This window comes from Ancylobacter polymorphus, assembly GCF_022836935.1.
In the GTDB taxonomy this organism is placed as follows: Bacteria; Pseudomonadota; Alphaproteobacteria; order Rhizobiales; family Xanthobacteraceae; genus Ancylobacter; species Ancylobacter polymorphus_A.
Window position 1 is genome coordinate 3,814,705 of the sequence record NZ_CP083239.1, and the last position, 17,572, is coordinate 3,832,276.

Annotated in this window: 16 protein-coding genes; 4 read left to right on the top strand and 12 right to left on the bottom strand. The window is 69.8% G+C overall.

Translation table 11 applies throughout. The features are described from left to right. Positions 1 to 3: 3 nt before the first annotated feature. The gene (locus K9D25_RS18290; RefSeq protein ID WP_425104714.1) at positions 4 to 411 is read right to left on the bottom strand and encodes an NADH:ubiquinone oxidoreductase subunit NDUFA12; all 408 of its coding nucleotides are present in this window, start codon (positions 409 to 411) and stop codon (positions 4 to 6) included. A 96-nt stretch (positions 412 to 507) separates the two neighbouring features. Further along, positions 508 to 1,698 (bottom strand): MFS transporter, encoded by a 1,191-nt coding sequence (locus K9D25_RS18295; protein ID WP_244450911.1) that lies wholly within the window; start codon positions 1,696 to 1,698, stop codon positions 508 to 510. A 583-nt stretch (positions 1,699 to 2,281) separates the two neighbouring features. Here K9D25_RS18295 and K9D25_RS18300 point away from each other — a divergent pair. Together K9D25_RS18300 and K9D25_RS18305 are read left to right on the top strand one after the other, a co-directional pair. Then, on the top strand, positions 2,282 to 5,998 hold the full coding sequence (locus tag K9D25_RS18300; RefSeq protein ID WP_244377101.1) for a vitamin B12-dependent ribonucleotide reductase: 3,717 nt from the start codon (positions 2,282 to 2,284) through the stop codon (positions 5,996 to 5,998). A gap of 75 nt (positions 5,999 to 6,073) precedes the next feature. Then, positions 6,074 to 6,625 (top strand): GNAT family N-acetyltransferase, encoded by a 552-nt coding sequence (locus K9D25_RS18305; protein ID WP_244377103.1) that lies wholly within the window; start codon positions 6,074 to 6,076, stop codon positions 6,623 to 6,625. Positions 6,626 to 6,631: 6 nt separating this feature from the next. Here the strand turns inward: K9D25_RS18305 and K9D25_RS18310 are convergent, their stop codons facing one another. After that, the gene (locus tag K9D25_RS18310; protein WP_244377105.1) at positions 6,632 to 7,093 is read right to left on the bottom strand and encodes an Lrp/AsnC family transcriptional regulator; all 462 of its coding nucleotides are present in this window, start codon (positions 7,091 to 7,093) and stop codon (positions 6,632 to 6,634) included. Between the two features lie 136 nt (positions 7,094 to 7,229). Here K9D25_RS18310 and alr point away from each other — a divergent pair, with 136 nt between their 5' ends. Both alr and K9D25_RS18320 read left to right on the top strand, forming a co-directional pair. Further along, a complete protein-coding gene (gene alr / locus K9D25_RS18315; RefSeq protein WP_244377107.1) occupies positions 7,230 to 8,351 on the top strand; it encodes an alanine racemase in 1,122 nt (373 codons plus the stop codon). Further along, the gene (locus K9D25_RS18320) at positions 8,348 to 9,643 is read left to right on the top strand and encodes a D-amino acid dehydrogenase (RefSeq protein WP_347881477.1); all 1,296 of its coding nucleotides are present in this window, start codon (positions 8,348 to 8,350) and stop codon (positions 9,641 to 9,643) included. The genes alr and K9D25_RS18320 overlap by 4 nt, the downstream gene beginning before the upstream one ends. A gap of 41 nt (positions 9,644 to 9,684) precedes the next feature. Here the strand turns inward: K9D25_RS18320 and K9D25_RS18325 are convergent, their stop codons facing one another. From K9D25_RS18325 to K9D25_RS18365, 9 genes are all read right to left on the bottom strand, one after another. Beyond that, positions 9,685 to 10,878, bottom strand: coding sequence for a hypothetical protein (locus K9D25_RS18325; RefSeq protein ID WP_244377111.1), 1,194 nt, complete (start codon positions 10,876 to 10,878; stop codon positions 9,685 to 9,687). Beyond that, the gene (locus tag K9D25_RS18330) at positions 10,872 to 11,504 is read right to left on the bottom strand and encodes a hypothetical protein (protein WP_244377113.1); all 633 of its coding nucleotides are present in this window, start codon (positions 11,502 to 11,504) and stop codon (positions 10,872 to 10,874) included. Before K9D25_RS18330 ends, K9D25_RS18325 begins: the two co-directional genes overlap by 7 nt. Beyond that, positions 11,501 to 12,385: a vWA domain-containing protein gene (locus K9D25_RS18335; RefSeq protein WP_244377115.1), complete on the bottom strand. Its 885-nt coding sequence runs from the start codon at positions 12,383 to 12,385 to the stop codon at positions 11,501 to 11,503. The genes K9D25_RS18330 and K9D25_RS18335 overlap by 4 nt, the downstream gene beginning before the upstream one ends. Beyond that, complete coding sequence (locus K9D25_RS18340; RefSeq protein ID WP_244377117.1) at positions 12,382 to 13,335, bottom strand: VWA domain-containing protein; 954 nt, start codon at positions 13,333 to 13,335, stop codon at positions 12,382 to 12,384. The genes K9D25_RS18335 and K9D25_RS18340 overlap by 4 nt, the downstream gene beginning before the upstream one ends. Continuing rightward, positions 13,332 to 13,673: a hypothetical protein gene (locus K9D25_RS18345; RefSeq protein WP_244377119.1), complete on the bottom strand. Its 342-nt coding sequence runs from the start codon at positions 13,671 to 13,673 to the stop codon at positions 13,332 to 13,334. Before K9D25_RS18345 ends, K9D25_RS18340 begins: the two co-directional genes overlap by 4 nt. Next, on the bottom strand, positions 13,660 to 14,499 hold the full coding sequence (locus K9D25_RS18350) for a DUF58 domain-containing protein (RefSeq protein ID WP_244377121.1): 840 nt from the start codon (positions 14,497 to 14,499) through the stop codon (positions 13,660 to 13,662). The genes K9D25_RS18345 and K9D25_RS18350 overlap by 14 nt, the downstream gene beginning before the upstream one ends. Beyond that, the gene (locus K9D25_RS18355) at positions 14,493 to 15,443 is read right to left on the bottom strand and encodes an AAA family ATPase (RefSeq protein ID WP_244377123.1); all 951 of its coding nucleotides are present in this window, start codon (positions 15,441 to 15,443) and stop codon (positions 14,493 to 14,495) included. The genes K9D25_RS18350 and K9D25_RS18355 overlap by 7 nt, the downstream gene beginning before the upstream one ends. Positions 15,444 to 15,560: 117 nt before the next feature. Beyond that, on the bottom strand, positions 15,561 to 16,883 hold the full coding sequence (locus tag K9D25_RS18360) for a histidine kinase (RefSeq protein ID WP_244377125.1): 1,323 nt from the start codon (positions 16,881 to 16,883) through the stop codon (positions 15,561 to 15,563). Then, positions 16,883 to 17,518: a response regulator gene (locus tag K9D25_RS18365; RefSeq protein ID WP_244450912.1), complete on the bottom strand. Its 636-nt coding sequence runs from the start codon at positions 17,516 to 17,518 to the stop codon at positions 16,883 to 16,885. Before K9D25_RS18365 ends, K9D25_RS18360 begins: the two co-directional genes overlap by 1 nt. Positions 17,519 to 17,572 lie beyond the last annotated feature (54 nt).

The window sequence follows — 17,572 nt, forward strand, 5'->3', positions numbered from 1 at the left end:
GCGTCACTCGGGCGTCCAGGCCTTGTAGTCGCCCGTCACGGCGGGGCGATGACCGAAGCCGATGGCCGAGCCGGGCGGGTGATAGGCATTGACGGTGCCGGTGGGGTTCGGCCGGTGCGGCTGCTCCCACTCGCGGGCGACATAGGTTTCCTCGCTCGGCGGCACGTCGGAGCGCTGGTGCATCCAGGCGTGCCAGCCGGGCGGAATGGCGGTGGCTTCGGCATAGCCGTTATAGATCACCCAGCGGCGCTCGAAGCCGAGCGAGGGGTCGATCTTGCGGCCCTTGGTCCGGTAGTAGCGGTTGCCGAACTCGTCCGTGCCGACAAACTCTCCATGCCGCCAGGTGTGGAAGCGCGTGCCCATGGTCTGGGCGTTCCACCAGGTGAAGGTCTCGGTGATGAAGTCGGAAATCTTCACGGAATTCGTCCCTGCGCCGGCCGTCGATCTCGCGCGGAACATGCCACCCGCTCCGCGCGAAGTCCAGCCGCGCGCGGCCCGGCGCGGCGCTTAACCACGGCTGCGGAACTCCGTGGCATAATAGGCGAGCGCCAACAGCAGCACGGCGCCGCCCGCCACCGTCACCGCTCCCCAGCCGCCGAGCTCATAGAGCGGGCTCGCCACGGCGGAGCCCACAGCGCCACCGAAGAAGAAGGTCGCGATATAGAGCGCGTTCAACCGCGCCCGGATTTCCGGTGCCAGCATGAAGATGGCGCGCTGGCCGAACACCAGATTGGCCGTCACTGCGCAGTCGAGCACGATGGCACCGATCGCCAGCACGATCAGCGAGGACGTGCCGCTGCCGAGTTCGGTCAAGAGGAGGCCGGCGAGCGCCAGCGCCAGCGCCGCGCCCGTCGCGATTCTCGACCATCCCCGGTCGGCGAGCCAGCCCGCGACCGGCGAGATGACAACGCTGGCAGCCCCCGCCAGAGCGAAGAGCGCGATCCCCTGCTGGCCGAGCCGGAACTCCGGCCCGGCGAGTTCGAGCGGCACCGCCGTCCAGAACAGGGTGAAAACGGCGAACATGGCCGCCTGATAGAGCGCGCGGCGGCGCAGCACCGGCTGCGCCCGCAGCAGGGGCAAGAGCGAGCCGACGAGGCGGGCATAGCTGGTACGGCCGCCGGGATGGCGAGGCGGCAAGGCGAGACGCAGGCCGACCGCCAGCGCCAGCATCGCCAGCGCGGCGATGAGGAACACCGACCGCCAGCCGAACCAGTGGGCGAGCAGAGAGGACACCGGCCGTGCCAGCAGGATGCCGGTCATCAGCCCGCTCACCACGCTGCCGACCTTGCGGCCGCGCTCTTCCGGCCGGGCCAGATGGGCCGCGAAGGGCACGGCGACCTGCGCCACCACCGAGCCGATGCCGAACACCAGCGCCGCCAGAAGGAACACGGCCGGCGCATTCGCGAGGAAGGCGAGCCCCAGACCGGCGGCGGCGCACAGCAGGATCGCGGAGATGAGGCGCCGGTTCTCGACGATGTCGCCCAGAGGCACCAGCAGCAGCAGGCCGGCGATGTAGCCGAGCTGGCCGACGGTGACGACGAGGCTAGCTAGTGTCTCGTCGAGGCCGATATCGTCGGCGATCAGCGCGATCAGCGGCTGGGCGTAATAGAGATTGGCGGCGCCAAGTCCCGCCGCGAGCGCAAGCAGGAAAAAGGTCGGGGCGCCGGCGGCGGGGCGCGCGTCGGGGATCGAGGTCATCGGGGCATGCCAGGTTGGAAGAACGGTGTTGCCGGTCATTTGGGGACCCGGGGCCGCCGCTGTCCAGATGCCGATGGGTCAGTGCCCCCTTGCCGGCGTGCGAAGCGAAAATGGCAAAAGCGCAAAGTGCGGTGATGCCCGTCATCCCCACTGTTCACCGGCTGTTTCGAAGGACGCGGATTGGCGCTGGACTCAGCGGCCGAATCCCCTCTCGATTGGGGTTCGCCCCTGGCGGGCGACGTGTGGTGTCACCATCTAGATTTAGCGATTTTTTCACACACTCCACACTAGAGTTTGTGACGCAAGGTTGACGCGCACGAGGGAGTCGGACAGTTTGGCGCCGTCGGTCGCAGCGTGATTTTGGCGGGCCGGCTCATCCAGATTGAAGCGGGCTCCATCGCCGGTACCACCTTCCGGCGGGGCGTTTATGCGTTCCACGTGCGTACCAACAACACACCGGAACGCAGCGGCACGATGGCCGTTCGATTTCGGATGACGGGGTATGCGGACGCAGGTCCGAGGCTTTTGAAAAATCGCTGCGCGGGCCGGAGGACGGGCCTGCCACGAACCGGGGACGACGAGAATGCGCATCCAGCGCCGTTATACGCAGGCCGGCCGTTCACCCTATGCGGACATCGCGTTCCGCAAGGCGACGAGCGAGATTCGCAATCCTGACGGATCGGTGGTGTTCCGCCTCGAATCCATCGACGTGCCCGAGCATTTTTCGCAGGTCGCCACCGACATCATCGCGCAGAAGTACTTCCGCAAGGCGGGCGTGCCGGCGCGGCTGAAGAAGGCCGAGGAGGAGACCGTCCCCTCCTTCCTCTGGCGCGGCGTGGCCGACGAGAAGGCGCTCAGTGCCCTCCCCGAAAAGGAGCGTTATGTCGGCGAGACCGATTCCCGCCAGGTATTCGACCGGCTGGCCGGAACCTGGACCTATTGGGGCTGGAAGGGCGGCTATTTCGATTCGGAGGAGGACGCTCAGGCCTTCTTCGACGAGCACCGCTACATGCTGGCCATGCAGATGGCCGCGCCCAACTCGCCGCAATGGTTCAACACCGGCCTGCACTGGGCCTATGGCATCGACGGCCCGAGCCAGGGCCACTTCTATGTCGACTATGTCACCGGCGAGCTGACCCGCTCCAAGTCGTCCTATGAGCACCCGCAGCCGCATGCCTGCTTCATCCAGTCCGTCGGCGACGACCTGGTGAACGAAGGCGGCATCATGGACCTGTGGGTGCGCGAGGCGCGCCTGTTCAAGTACGGCTCCGGCACCGGCTCCAACTTCTCCGCGCTGCGCGGCGAGGGCGAGAAGCTCTCCGGCGGCGGCCGTTCCTCCGGCCTCATGTCCTTCCTCAAGATCGGCGACCGTGCGGCCGGCGCGATCAAGTCCGGCGGCACCACGCGCCGCGCGGCCAAGATGGTGGTGGTCGATGTCGATCACCCCGATATCGAGACCTATGTCGACTGGAAGGTGAAGGAGGAGCAGAAGGTCGCCGCTCTCGTCACCGGCTCCAAGACCGTCGCCAAGCACATGAAGGCCGTGATGAAGGCCTGCGTGAACTGCGAGGGCGAGGGTGACGATTGCTACGACCCGGAAAAGAACCCCGCCCTGAAGCGCGAAATCCGCGCCGCCAAGAAGGCGCAGGTGCCGGAGAACTATATCCGCCGCGTCGTCCAGTTCGCGAAGCAGGGCTACACGGAGATCGAATTCCCGGTCTACGACACCGATTGGGATTCGGAGGCCTATCTCACCGTCTCCGGCCAGAACTCGAACAATTCGGTGCGCGTCGATGACGCGTTCCTGAAGGCGGTCGAGGCGGATGCGGACTGGAACCTCACCTCCCGCATCACTGGCAAGGTGACGAAGACGCTGAAGGCGCAGGAGCTGTGGGAGAAGATCGGCCACGCCGCCTGGGCCTGCGCCGACCCCGGCATCCAGTTCCACACCACCATCAATGACTGGCACACCAGCCCGGCCGGGGGCCCGATCCGCGCCTCCAACCCGTGCTCGGAATACATGTTCCTCGACGACACGGCGTGCAACCTCGCCTCGCTGAACCTGCTGCAGTTCCGCAAGGCGGACGGCACGTTCGACGTGGAGAGCTATGAGCATGCCTGCCGGCTGTGGACCGTGGTGCTCGAAATCTCGATCCTGATGGCGCAGTTCCCCTCGAAGGAAATCGCCCAGCTCTCCTATGACTACCGCACGCTCGGCCTCGGCTACGCCAACATCGGCGGCCTGCTGATGACCTCCGGCATCCCCTATGATTCCGAGGAAGGCCGCGCCTATTGCGGCGCGCTCACCGCGATCATGACCGGCGTCGCCTACGCCACCTCGGCCGAAATGGCCAAGGAGCTGGGCCCGTTCCCGGAATACACGCCGAACGCGCCCCACATGCTGCGGGTGATGCGCAACCACCGCCGCGCCGCCTATGGCGAGAAGGCCGGCTATGAGGGGCTGAGCACCAACCCGGTGCCGCTCGACCATGCCAAGGTGCCCGAGAAGCTGCTGGTCGAGCGCGCCAAGGCCACCTGGGACCTCGCCCTCTCGCTCGGCGAGGCGCATGGCTACCGCAACGCCCAGACCACCCTGCTCGCGCCCACCGGCACGATCGGCCTGGTCATGGATTGCGACACGACCGGCATCGAGCCCGACTTCGCGCTGGTGAAGTTCAAGAAGCTGGCCGGCGGCGGCTACTTCAAGATCATCAACCGCGCCGTGCCGGAAGCGCTGCGCACGCTCGGCTATTCCGAGAGCCAGATCGCCGAGATCGAGGCCTATGCGGTCGGCCACGGCTCCATCACCCAGGCGCCGGCGATCAACCACTCGACGCTGCGCAGCAAGGGCTTCGACGACGCCATGCTGGCGAAGATCGACGCCAGCGTGAAGGCGGCCTTCGACATCAAGTTCGTGTTCAACCGCTGGACGCTCGGCGACGAGGCGCTGGCCAAGCTCGGCGTGCCGGCCGACAAGCTGGCCGACCCGACCTTCGAACTGCTGCCCTTCCTCGGCTTCTCCAAGAAGGACATCGAGGCCGCCAACATTCATGTCTGCGGCGCGATGACGCTTGAAGGCGCGCCCTTCCTGAAGACCGAGCACTATCCGGTGTTCGACTGCGCCAATCCGTGCGGACGCATCGGCAAGCGCTACCTCTCCGTCACCAGCCACATTCTGATGATGGCGGCGGCGCAGCCCTTCCTCTCCGGCGCCATCTCCAAGACCATCAACATGCCCAACGAGGCGACGGTGGAGGACTGCAAGGAGGCCTATCTGCTCTCCTGGCGCCTCGCGCTGAAGGCCAACGCGCTCTACCGCGACGGCTCCAAGCTGTCCCAGCCGCTGAACTCGCAGCTCATCGCCGACGAGGACGACGAGGAGGACACGGTCGAGGCGCTGCTGGAAAAGCCGGCCGCCGCCCGCGCCACCCAGATCACCGAGAAGGTGGTGGAGAAAATCGTCGAGCGCGTCGTCGCCCTGCGCGACCGCGAGAAAATGCCGGACCGCCGCAAGGGCTACACCCAGAAGGCGGTGGTCGGCGGGCACAAGGTCTATCTGCGCACCGGCGAATATGATGATGGCCGCCTCGGCGAGATCTTCATCGACATGCACAAGGAAGGCGCGGCGTTGCGCTCCTTCATCAACAACTTCGCCATCTCGGTGTCGCTGGGCCTGCAATATGGCGTGCCGCTGGACGAATATGTCGACGCCTTCACCTTCACCCGCTTCGAGCCCGCCGGCCCGGTGCAGGGCAACGACACGATCAAATACGCGACCTCGATCCTCGACTACATCTTCCGCGAGCTCGCCGTGTCCTATCTCGGCCGCCACGAGCTCGGCCATGTCGAGCCGGGCGAGTCGCATTTCGACGCGCTGGGCAAGGGCGTGGAAGAGGGCAAGGCCTCGCCGACCTCGGCCGCCTCGCGCATGGTCTCCAAGGGGCTGATGCGCGGCAAGAATGTGAGCCTGATGGTGGTGCCGGCCGGCACCCCGACGGCGCCCGCCGGCGCGGCCTCCAATGTCACCGCGCTGCGCGGCGGCATCCAGGGTGCCACGGCGCTGAAGGCGGAGCCGATGGACGAGGAGGAACTGGAGCTGGGCAGCACCGACGCCCTGCCCTGGTCCGCCCCCACCCCGGCCCCGGCGGCGAGCGGCCCGACCAAGGCGGAAGCCCGCGCCATCGCCCGCGCCAAGGGCTATGAGGGCGAAGCCTGCCCCGAGTGCCAGAACTTCACCATGGTGCGCAACGGCACCTGCCTGAAGTGCGAGACCTGCGGAAGCACGACGGGGTGCTCGTGAGCGCCTGATCGGATAAGGTTCGCCGAACGGCCGGGCTCGCCCGGCCGTTTTGCATTGGGCCCTATTCGGATCTGGATGATGACGCCCCCCACCCTCACCACCCCGCGCCTCCTGCTGCGGCCGCACCGGATGGAGGATTTCGAGGCCTATGCCGCCATGTGGGCGGAGCCGGCGGTGGTGCGCTTCATCGGCGGGCAGCCATTGAGCCGCGAGGCGGCCTGGGTGCGCTTTCTGCGCCAGGCAGGGCTCTGGCATCATCTCGGCTTCGGCTTCTTCGTCATCGAGGACCGCGCCAGCGGCGCCCTGCTCGGCGAGGCCGGCTTCCACGACATGAAGCGCACGCTCGAACCTTCCATCGAGGGCACAATGGAAGCCGGCTGGGCGTTGCGGACAGAAGCGCAGGGCAAAGGGCTGGCGGAGGAGGCGATGCGCGCGGTGCTCGCCTGGGGCGAGGCGCATCGCCACGGCGCCCGCTTCACCTGCATGATCGAGCCCGACCACGCGGCCTCGCTCCACGTCGCCGGCAAGCTCGGCTTCACCCGTTTCGCCCAAGGCCTCTATGGCGGGAAGCCGGTGGTGCTGCTGGAGCGGCGCGCGGCGGCGAACACATCCGCGCCATCGGCCTGAGCCGGATCAGCGCGCGCGGCGTCCATTGGCAAGCACGTTGCGGATCGAGAAGCTCGAATGGATGCGCGAGAGGCCCGGAAGGGTCGACAGAATCTCCGTGTGGATGCGTTCGAACTCCGCCGGTGTCTCGACTTCGACGCGCAGCAGATAGTCCGAACCGCCGGTCATGAGGAAGCACTCGCGAATTTCCGGGTGCCGGCGCACCGCCGCTTCGAAACGGTTGAGGTAATCCTCCGTCTGCCGTTCCAGCGTGATGTTGATGATCACGGCAATGGCGGCATCGCGCGCGGAATGGTCGACCAGCACGGTGTAGCCGCGAATGACGCCGCTGTGCTCCATCGCCTTGATGCGCCGCTGGCAGCTGGAGGGGGAAAGCCCGACCTCGGCGGCGATCTGCGCGCTCGGCATGCGCGCATCGAGGCGCAACAGGCGCAAAATGTTGCGGTCGATCGAATCCAGAGCGCTCACGGCGATTCCTTCGAAAAATTCGCTGATACGTGCAAAATGGCGCATTCATGCGGCAATTATGCACAGATCGCGGAAAATGTGCATGATTGCTCCGCTATACTGCATCCTCGCGGGGTAAGCGAGGATGAGGCGGGCGATGTTCGGCGACATCTCCAATGACCAGACGGCGATCGACACCGCGCCGGGGATTCTGACCATCGATCTCGGGGCGCTTGCCGCCAATTACCGGCAGCTCAAGCAGCGGGTCGGGGCCGCGCGCGTGGCCGGGGTGGTCAAGGCGGATGCCTATGGCCTCGGCGCGGCGCGCGTCGTCCCGGCGCTCTATGCCGCGGGATGCCGCGACTTCTTCGTCGCCCAGTTCAGCGAGGCGCAGGCCATCGTTCGCACGCTCGGCCGCGACGCGCGGCTCTATGTGCTCAACGGCCTGCAGCCCGGCGCCGAGCGCGCCTGCGCGGAGGCGGGGATCATTCCCGTGCTCAACAGCCTCGATCAGCTCGCCAACTGGTCCCGCTGTGCCCGCGCCCGTGGAACGGAGCTGCCGGCGCTGTTGCAATTCGACACCGGCATGTCGCGCCTCGGACTGCCGCCGGACGACGTCGACATCCTGCTTCAGGAACCGTCGCGGCTGGAGGGCGTGCGCCTGCTGCATGTGATGAGCCACCTCGCCAGCGCCGACGAGCCGAACAGCCCGCAGAACGCCGAGCAGCTGGCCGTGATGCGCCGTTTCGCGGCGGCGTTTCCCGGCATCGAGCCCTGCTTTGCCAATTCCGGCGGCATCTTTCTCGGGGTGGACTATCACGGCACGCTCGTGCGCCCCGGCATCGCGCTCTATGGCGGCGCGCCGACCGCCGGCGTGGCGAACCCGATGCAGCCGGTGGTGCGGCTCGACGCGCGCGTGGTGCAGACCCGGCTTGTGCCGGCAGGCGCCCGGGTCGGTTATGGCGGCGTGCATGTCACCTCCGCCGAGCGCCGGCTCGCCACGATCTCGGTCGGCTATGCCGACGGGCTGCCGCGCGCGCTGAGCGATCGCGGCGCGGTCTATCAGGGTGATGTCCGGCTGCCGATCGTCGGCCGCGTGTCCATGGACAGTCTGACGGTCGACGCCACCGCGCTTGCCCCCGGCACGCTCACGCTCGGCACGCTGGTCGAGATCATCGGCCCGCACCAGACCCTGGAAGACGTGGCGCGCGACGCCGGCACCATTCCCTATGAAATCCTCACCGCGCTCGGCAGGCGCTACCATCGCCTCTATCGCTGAGCGCGCGGGCAGGAACAGACCAGAGGCACCTTCCGATGAAGATCGTCATACTCGGCGCCGGTGTGATCGGCGTCACTTCCGCCTATTACCTCGCCAAGGCCGGCCATGAGGTGACGGTGCTCGACCGGCAGCCGGGCCCGGCGCTAGAAACCAGCTATGCCAATGCCGGCGAAGTGTCGCCGGGCTATGCCTCGCCCTGGGCCGCGCCGGGCATCCCGATGAAGGCGCTCAAATGGCTTTTCATGAAGCACGCGCCCTTGATCATCCAGCCGCGTTTCGATGTCGCGACCTGGCGCTGGATGCTGGCGATGCTGCGCAATTGCACCGCCGCGCGCTATGCGGTGAACAAGGGCCGCATGGTCCGCCTCGCCGAATATAGCCGCGATTGCCTGGCCGAGCTGCGCGCGGAAACCGGCATCGCCTATGATGAGCGAATGCAGGGCACGCTTCAGGTGTTCCGGATCCAGAAGCAGCTCGACGGCATCGGCAAGGACATCGAGGTACTGCGGGCCGACGGTGTCCCCTTCGAGGTGCTGGACCGTGCCGGCTGCGTTGCCGCCGAGCCCGGACTCGCGCGCGCGGCCGAGAAGATCGTTGGCGGCCTGCGCCTGCCCGGCGACGAAACCGGCGACTGCTTCAAATTCACCACCGCCCTGGCCGCCCGGGCCGAGGCGCTGGGGGTGAGCTTCCGCTACGGGGTCGATATTCGCGGGATCAAAACCGCGGCCGGGCGTGTCGTCGCCGTGGACACAGCGGCGGGCGAGGTTCATGCTGACCGCTTCGTCGCCGCGCTCGGCAGCTTCACGCCGCAGCTTCTCGCCCCGCTCGGGCTCGACCTGCCGATCTATCCGGTGAAGGGCTATTCGATCACCGTGCCGATCGTGGAAGAGAGGCTGGCGCCGGTTTCGACGGTGATGGACGAGACCTACAAGGTCGCCATCACCCGCCTCGGCGATCGCATCCGCGTCGGCGGCATGGCGGAAATCGCCGGCTTCTCCACCAGCCTGCCGCCCTCCCGCCAGGCGACGCTGGTGCAATCGGTGGAGAGCCTGTTCGGCGGCGCGGGTGATCAGAGCCGGGCGTCGTTCTGGTCGGGCCTGCGGCCGATGACGCCGGATGGCACGCCGATCATCGGCCGGACGCGCTACCCGAATTTGTTCCTCAACGCCGGCCACGGCACGCTGGGCTGGACCATGTCCTGCGGCTCCTCGCGTGTGCTGGCCGACCTCATCAGCGACCGCACGCCCGACATCGACGCGGAAGATCTGGCGCTGGCCCGCTACGCGGCCTGAGGCAGGCGGGCAGCGGCGGGGGCACAGGGCCGCGCCGCCCTTTAGGGGTGCGCGCGGCCACTCTGTTCCCCCGCTTCCGGCGAAAGAACAGCCCTCACGGCCGCCTGCCGGTCGAATGCGCCTTCCCCGGCAGTGCGCCCATAGAGCGCGGCATCGAGGGCGGCGGTCTCGCAGCCGCTCACCTTCAGTCCGAGGTCGCGGCGGCGGCGCAGATAGGCGTCGCACGCCCGGCGAAGGGCAAAGGGGTCTCCGGAGCGGGCCGCGCGCTTCACGTGTTGCCGCGTCGGATCGAGGGGCGAGAGCCGTCGCAGCGCGTGCAGCAGCGGCGCCCGCGGGCGCGGCGACATCCCGACAAGGCACAGGCCGAGCCCGGCCAGCGCACCCGCGATCCCAGCCGCCACACCGGCCGCCGTGGGCCCGGCCGGCAGCCGGCCGGTGCCGCTTCGGTTGTCGTGGAAGCTGGCATAGCCGAAGGGGAGCGCCGGGATTTCCGCGGTCCGCATTTCCCGGCTTGCCGTGTCGAACCAGGGAATGGGGACGGGTGGCAGCACGCCGGGCTCCCCGGTCGTGGGCCGCAGATGCCACTCCCACACAACCGTCGTCACCGGGCCGGCGGGGGTCGGGCGCATGTCGCGCTGTTCCGGCACAGCGAAGCTGATCAGCCATGGCGCGCGCAGGGCGGGGCGCGGCGGCAGCCTATGCGGCAGTGTGCCCGCCGCCGTCAGCGTGACGCGGCGCACCAGCGTCTCGCCGTCGCGCAGCCCGCCCGGCGCGGCCGACAGCGTGTCCTCGACCGTCAGCTGGCGGGCCGACAACGGTGCGCCCTCGCCGGGATACGGCGCGACCGCGAGGCTGACGGGCGCTGCCACGACGTCGAGCGGGGCCCGCAGGTTCTTCTCATCGACCACGGTGAGATGGTGCGTCACCGGGCCGAGCGTCAGCGTTCCGGCATGGCGGGGGAAGACGGCGAGGCGCCGTTCGAACACCCGGACGGTGCGCCCTTCAATCTCCTCGTCGCGCCACTGGTCGCGCGCCAGCTGCACCCAGTCATAATCCTCCGAACTGGGGAAGGTCAGCGTCTCCAGCGCGATGCGGCTGGTGTATTCGCCTCTCAGCGTCACCGGGATCATCTCGCCGACAACCGGCCGCGCGCCGTCCGGCAGCGAGAGGCGCAGGCCGTCGCCATAGGCGTCGCCAGCGATCAGAAGCAGCAACAGGCCGACCCACTTCACCATTCGTCGGCCTCCGCGGGCCGCAACAGGCCGAGCCCGGCCCGCCGCTCATATTCCTTGCGCAGACGCAGGCGCAGGAATTCGCCGGGATCGTCAGCCAGCGTCGCAAGCCACGCCTCCGAGGCCGCGAAGCCCCGCGCCTCGATCGGCTTTTTCCAGGTGGGATCAGGCGTGCTGGCGATGATCGGCGCCTCGATCGGGTCGCCGGGGGCGAGGCCGCCCGCGCCCGGCAGCCGACCTGGCACGGTGGTCTCGCCCGTGGTCTTCGGCACCATCGCGTCGACCAGATCGTGGAGCCGGCGTGCCTCGTCGTCGGACGGGTTGGCGAAGAGCACCGCGTCGACATAGGCGACAGACAGCGCGTGCCGTCCAGTGGCGGCGAGCGTCAGCGACCGATTGAAGGTCTGGCTGCGTCCCGCCTCGGCGAAGGCGGCATCGGCGCCGGTGTAGTCGCCCGCCCGGTACAGGGCGAGCCCCCGCGCCGCCGGATCGTCCAGCACGCGCGCGGCCGTGCCCGGCGCGCCGAGCCTCAGCAGAAGGCGGCCCCAGGCGGCAGGGCCGGCGGCAAGCACGCAGGCGAGCCCCAGCACGGCGACGAGAGCAAGACGCGGACGCCGGCCGGCCTTCATGCCCGCCTCCGGAACAGGCCCAGCAGCGGCAGCCCCGCCAGCGCCGCGAGACAGGGGCCGAGATCGAGATAGGCCAGCGTCGAAAGCGCCGGATCGCGTTCCAGACCGCCCCGCTGCGCCAGCCGGGCCAGAACGGGGGAAGGGGCGCGAGCGGGCGCGGCGAGGCTTCCCAGCGCTTCAAGCGCCGCGGGATCGCTCACACCGCCGGCCGATCCGGTCAAGGTCAGCACGGAAAGCCGGACGCCATCGCCGGCGAGACGCTCGGCCTCCGCCTGGGCGGCACCGTCGACACCGCCGCCATCGGAAATCAGCACAAGATCGGCGTCCCGGCTTGCCCGCAGCATCTGCCGCGCCAGCGCCAGCGCACTCGCCGGGCGGCTGCCACCATCCGGCATCGTGTCGCGGGCGAGCACGGCGATCTGGCTTTCCAGCGTCGCGGGGTCGGCCGTGGGCGCCGCCACTTCATACGCCTCGCCGGAATAGAGCAGCATGCCGACCGGCCGTCCGGACACGGCCGTCAGAAGAGCGGCGGCGGCGGCCTGCGCGTCGGCAAGGGCCGGACCTTCCGCGACCGATGGCGACATGTCGAGGGCGATGAGAACCGCTCCGCTGCCCGCGAGCACCGGCGCATCCGCGCGCGGCACGGCGGGACCGCACAGGCCGAGGCTCAGCAAGAGCGCTGCGGCGAACAAGGCGACGCCCCGGCGGCGGGCCCCTCCCCCCAAATGCCCCAGCGTCCGCATCGCCTCGAACATCGCCGGCGGCATCACCCGCTCCCAGCCGCCGGCGGCGGGCCCTTGCCGCCAGTGCCACAGCGCGAGGGCGGCGAGCAGAGGCAGGGCGAGGAGCCACGAGGGACGCAGGAGAACGAGATCGCTCATCGGCGCCTCCACGCCGCCAGAAGCACCATCAGCGCCAGCGCCGCGCCACCCGGCCACATCCACAGCGGGCGCCAGTAGCGTAGCGGCGGGCGCTTCATCGGGTTCGGCTCAAGTTCATCCAGCGTCGCCGCCATCGCTTCGAGATCCGCCATGCTGCGCACGCGGAAGCTGGTGCCCCCGCCGGCCTCGGCGATCTCCCGCAAGGCGACGGCGTCCACGGCATCGCGCGAGGCCGGCTGATCTTCGAGATCCTCGGGGCCGAGCGCGATGGTATGCACCCGCACCCCATGGCCGGACGCCAGCCGCGCGACATCCGACGCCAGAACCTTGCCGGATGTGTCCACCCCGTCCGAGAGTAGGACCACGACCTTGGTGGTGGCGTCGCTGCCCATGATCCGGCGCGTCGCCAGCCCCAGCCCGTCTGAAATGGCGGTGGAGCGGCCAGAAATGCCGATCTGGGCGACCTCGATGGCGCGGGCGACGGACGCGACATCGAAGGTCGGCGGCTGCGCGACATAGGCCCTGTCGCCGAAGATCACCAACCCGATGCGGTCGCCCTGGCGTGCCGCTACGAAACGCGCGGCGACGCGCTTGACCGCCTCCAGCCGCGAGAGCGGGGCGCCATCGAGAACGAAATCCTCCTTCAGCATGCTGCCGGAGAGGTCGAGGGCCAGCAGGATCTCCCGGCCCGACGCCGTCACCACATCCCGCGTCGCGGCGACCTGCGGGCCGGCGAGCGCCAGCACCAGCGCGCTCCAGGCCGCGAGGAGAACCGCTTGCCCGGCCCGATCCGCACCGCGCCGCGCCGGCAGCGCCGCGGCGAGGGTGGCGGGCGCCACAGTCAGCGCGGCTTCCACCGGTGCCCGGGCCGTCGGAAGCAGGCGCGCAAGGAGCGGCAGGGGAAGCAGCAGCAGGGCCAGCGGAAAGGCGAGAGAGACAGAGCCGATCATCGCCGCGCCCGCCGTGCCTTGAGCGCGATGCGCTCGACCGCTTCCGGCGACAGCGGCGGCGCACTGCCATAGGCCATGGCGCGCAGTTCCTCCGGCAAATGGCCGAGCAGACGGCCGATCGCCAGCACCCGCTCCTGCGGCGGCATTCCCCGTGTAGCGCGGATGAGCGCGCGCCGCGACGGACGCCGCTCGACGAAGGGGGCCGCCAGAAGCGCGAGCAGCGCCGCGGCTAGCAGCCCGGCGCCGAACAGCAGCAGCAGGTCGGCGGCGCTCATCTGCATGAGTGCCGGCGGCAGGCGCCCTTCCGGCAGGGCGGCGATGAGTTCAGCCTGCGTCATCGGCCACCACCTCGAGGCCGACATTCAGGACGCGCAGACGCTGCGCCAGCGCGCCGTGGTCGAACGGGCGCAGCTGGGCGAGGCGGGCACGCCCGCCGGCCCTGAGCGGCAACGCGAAGGCGGGAGGCGCGGTCTCGATCCTGTCGAGTGGCAACAGCACCCGGACCAGACGGCGGCGGGCGAGGCGTGCCAGGGCCGGCTCGTCCTCCGGCGCCAGGCCGTCCGGCCCCGTGGCGACAAGCACCTCGCCACCGGGTGGGCACAGCCGCATGGCGCGGATGAACGCCTCTTCCAGCGACGGCACTACGCCGCCACCCGCGAGCGCCCGGTCGTGACAACTGGCGAGCATGTGGCAGACGCGGACCATCTGCGGGACGCCGCCGGCTAGCGGTATGGCGGCCACGCCCTCGGCGCTGACGCCGATCGCCGCCAGCGACGCCCCTCGCGCCACCGCCTGCCACCCGCGCCGCGCCGCCAGCCGGGCCGCGCGCACCGAGCGCAGCGAGGCGCCCGTGCCCCACAGCATGGGCCGGCGGAAATCGACGATGAGCAGCAGCGTATCGTCCCGGTCCTCGTGAAAGCTGCGGATATGCGGCATACCGGTGCGAGCCGTGGCCGAAGGGTCGATGCGGCGGGCGTCATCGCCCTCGGCGAAGGCGCGGATCTCGCGCAGATCCATGCCCGCGCCCGGCGCCCCGGCGGGAACGGCGCCGGGCCGGCGGGACGCCGGCAGGGCGCGCTCGGTCCTGAGAGCTTCCTCCCGCAGCGCCAGCAATTCGCGGGCGTCGAGCCGAAGGCCCGGCGCCGCCAACGCGGGGCTCACCATGGCTCGACCAGGCGCAGGATGTCGGCGACCAGCGTTCGCCCGCTGCGTCCCTCACCGATCGCCGACCAGCTCGGAACCAGCCGGTGGGCGAGCGCATCGGGCGCGAGGGCGATGACATCTTCCGGCAGCACATAGTCGCGCGCCCGGAGCCAAGCACGCGCCTGCGCTGACACCGCCAGCGCCAGCGTGCCGCGCGGCGAGACCGGATGCTCCACCCATTGCGCGACCACGCCGCCGGGCCGCGACGCCATGACCAGGCGGACGATGAAGTCCTTCAGCGCCGGCGCCAGATGCACCCGCGCCACTTCGTCCTTCGCGGTCCTAAGCGCATCCGCGTCGAGTGTGAGGGCGAGGAAGGCGGGGGTGTCGATGCGCTCGGCGGAGACCAGATCGAGAATCGCGCGCTCCTGTTCGGCCTGCGGAAGACCGAGCGAAAGATGTAGCAGGAACCGGTCCAGCTGCGCCTCCGGCAGAGGAAAGGTGCCCTCGTGCTCGATCGGGTTCTGCGTCGCCACGACCATGAAGGGCTCGGGCAGTGCCCGACTGACGCCGGCGGTCGTCACCTGACCCTCGGCCATGGCCTCCAGCAACGCCGACTGCACCTTGGGCGGGGCGCGGTTGATCTCGTCCACCAGCACCAGCGCGTGGAACAGCGGGCCGGGCACGAAATCGAAGCCGCCGCTCTCGGGGAGGAACACCTGCGTGCCCGTGAGGTCCGAGGGCAACAGGTCCGGCGTGCACTGGATGCGCGCATGGCTGCCGGGAAGGTGCGCGGCGAGCCGCTTGACCGCGCGCGTCTTGGCGATGCCCGGCGGCCCTTCGATCAGCACATGGCCACCGGCGAGAAGGGCGATCAGCAGCCGCTCGACCAGCTCCTCATGGCCTATCAAACCGGCGGCGACGGCGGCGCCGAGCTGCGCGACCGGATGGCTCATCTCGTTCATGCGGCGGCTTCCCCTGGCATGCGGCGGCTTCCCCTGGCAGACACCGGCGCCAGCATGGAGGACCCAGCCGAAGCCGCCAGAGACAGCCTCCCGCCCGATCCGGGAAGATCACCCGGGTCAGAGCGGCAGACGGGCGACCGCGCGCATGCCGTTTTCGACTGGGGACAGCTCAAAGCTGCCGCCAAGCGCATCGACCCGCTCGCGGATGCCGAGCAGGCCGTAGCCATCGTCGATCGTGCCGACATGGCGGGGCGAACCGTCATCGGCGGTGGTCAGGGTGATGGCGTCGCCAACCTGGATGTGCAGCGAAATATGCGTCGGCGTGCCGTGCCGAACGGCGTTGGTCACGCATTCCTGGGCGATGCGGTAGAGGCTGAGCGCCAGAGCGTCGGGCACGGCGTCAATGGGGCCGGCGAGCGTCAGATCGAACCGGACCGCCGGCACGCGCGCGCGCCAGTTGGCGATCATACGCTCGACGGCCGGGCGCAGGCCCAGATCATCGAGGTCCGGCGGCCGCAGCCGTGCCAGCTCGGCCCGCAGGCTGTCCATCATCTGGCCGGAGATGTCGGCGATGCGCGCCCCGTCCTGCGCCGTGCTTTCGCCCGACTGCGCGATTGCCGCCGCCATGGCCCGGGTGGCGGTGAGGCACTGACCGAACTCGTCGTGCAGCTCGCGCGCCAGCGCCCGCCGCTCGTTCTCCTGCACCGAGAAGAGCCGGCGCGTCAGCTCGGCCCGCACCGCCTGCGCTTCCTGCAACGCCACCGCCGTCTCATTCACCGCGCGGCTCAACCGGTCGAATTCCGTTACCCGCAGCCGCGGCAGGCGGGCGGCGAAGTCGCCATGCTGCAAGCGCTCGATCCCGCGCACCACGATGGCGAACGGCGCCAGTAGCCGGATCATGAGCAGCCCGGTCAGCAACGCGCCGCCAATGGCCATGCCCACCGCCACCCGCATAAGGTCGCCGGTGCGGGCCCAGGCGCGGGTAACGATGACGCCGGGATCGGCGATCGCTGTCACATAGGCGTCGGTGACGTAGCGGGTGCGCACCGGCACGGCCACCGGCGCCGGCACCAGGCCGAGCCGGTTGGCCAACCAGACGAACCAGTCCGGCGGCGTGGCCGCCGCCAGATAGGGCCCGCAGCGGCGCTGTACCGGCTGGTCACGAGGCCCGAGCTCGACACATATGCCCGGCGCGATGAGGCTCCAGGCCGGAAATTGCTGCCAGTCACGAAACACCGGCGTCGGCGCCACACCGCCGAAGGCCAGCCCCTCGAAACTTGGGCGGGCGGCGATGGCGTCGGAGACGAGCGTGGCCGTCGTCTGCGCGTCGCGGCGCGCCGCATGCGCCGTGTCCCACAGCACCCATCCCGCCGCGACGACGAGGGTGAGCAGCCCGGCGACCAACACCCGCACGACGAGCTGCGGAACAAGGCCGCGCATCAGGGCACAGGCACGAGGCCGGCGCGCTGGGCTTTGAGCACGAGGTCGGCATCGCCCGACGCTCCCAGCTTGGCCCGGATCTGCGACAGGTTGTTCTGAACGGTCTTGGACGAGAGCTGGAGGTCGCGGGCAATGGCCCGCCCGTTCATGCCCCGCATCAGCATGAGGAGAATGTCCCGCTCGCGCGGGGTGAGGCCGGCGGTCGGGTCGTCCTCGACCACGCTGCGCGCGAAGTCCTGCGCCACATCGGAGGACAGGGCGCGCCGCCCGCCCATCACCGTCGCGATGGCGCGGACGAGTTCGTCCGGCGGGCTGGACTTGGAGACGAAGCCGCGCGCCCCGGCCGCCATCGCCTTCTGCGCGAACACGGCCCCCTGATGCATCGAGACGATGAGAATGCGCGCCCGGGGATCGTCGGCGAGGATCGCCTCCACCGCCGGAAAGCCTCCGCCGCCGGGCATGGAGAGGTCCATCAGCACGATGTCGGGCCGGTGCTCGGCGAAAGCCGCCCGCGCCGCTTCGCCATCGCCGGCCTCGGCGACGACGGAAAGCCCCGGCTGGCGCCCGAGCAGGCGGCGATAGCCCTCGCGCACAATCGGATGATCGTCGACGAGGAGAATGCGGATCGGGTCCATGGTCAGACGATAGCGCGGGGGGCGCACGGCACCAAGAGCTGCGCTCCTGACACG

Excerpts from the sequence above, each read along its gene's own strand:
- K9D25_RS18295 (WP_244450911.1), bottom strand. The coding sequence starts at position 1,698 with ATGACCTCGATCCCCGACGCGCGCCCCGCCGCCGGCGCCCCGACCTTT.
- K9D25_RS18300 (WP_244377101.1), top strand. The coding sequence starts at position 2,282 with ATGCGCATCCAGCGCCGTTATACGCAGGCCGGCCGTTCACCCTATGCG.
- K9D25_RS18305 (WP_244377103.1), top strand. The coding sequence starts at position 6,074 with ATGATGACGCCCCCCACCCTCACCACCCCGCGCCTCCTGCTGCGGCCG.
- alr (WP_244377107.1), top strand. The coding sequence starts at position 7,230 with ATGTTCGGCGACATCTCCAATGACCAGACGGCGATCGACACCGCGCCG.
- K9D25_RS18325 (WP_244377111.1), bottom strand. The coding sequence starts at position 10,878 with ATGGTGAAGTGGGTCGGCCTGTTGCTGCTTCTGATCGCTGGCGACGCC.
- K9D25_RS18330 (WP_244377113.1), bottom strand. The coding sequence starts at position 11,504 with ATGAAGGCCGGCCGGCGTCCGCGTCTTGCTCTCGTCGCCGTGCTGGGG.
- K9D25_RS18335 (WP_244377115.1), bottom strand. The coding sequence starts at position 12,385 with ATGAGCGATCTCGTTCTCCTGCGTCCCTCGTGGCTCCTCGCCCTGCCT.
- K9D25_RS18340 (WP_244377117.1), bottom strand. The coding sequence starts at position 13,335 with ATGATCGGCTCTGTCTCTCTCGCCTTTCCGCTGGCCCTGCTGCTGCTT.
- K9D25_RS18345 (WP_244377119.1), bottom strand. The coding sequence starts at position 13,673 with ATGACGCAGGCTGAACTCATCGCCGCCCTGCCGGAAGGGCGCCTGCCG.
- K9D25_RS18350 (WP_244377121.1), bottom strand. The coding sequence starts at position 14,499 with ATGGTGAGCCCCGCGTTGGCGGCGCCGGGCCTTCGGCTCGACGCCCGC.
- K9D25_RS18355 (WP_244377123.1), bottom strand. The coding sequence starts at position 15,443 with ATGAACGAGATGAGCCATCCGGTCGCGCAGCTCGGCGCCGCCGTCGCC.
- K9D25_RS18360 (WP_244377125.1), bottom strand. The coding sequence starts at position 16,883 with ATGCGCGGCCTTGTTCCGCAGCTCGTCGTGCGGGTGTTGGTCGCCGGG.
- K9D25_RS18365 (WP_244450912.1), bottom strand. The coding sequence starts at position 17,518 with ATGGACCCGATCCGCATTCTCCTCGTCGACGATCATCCGATTGTGCGC.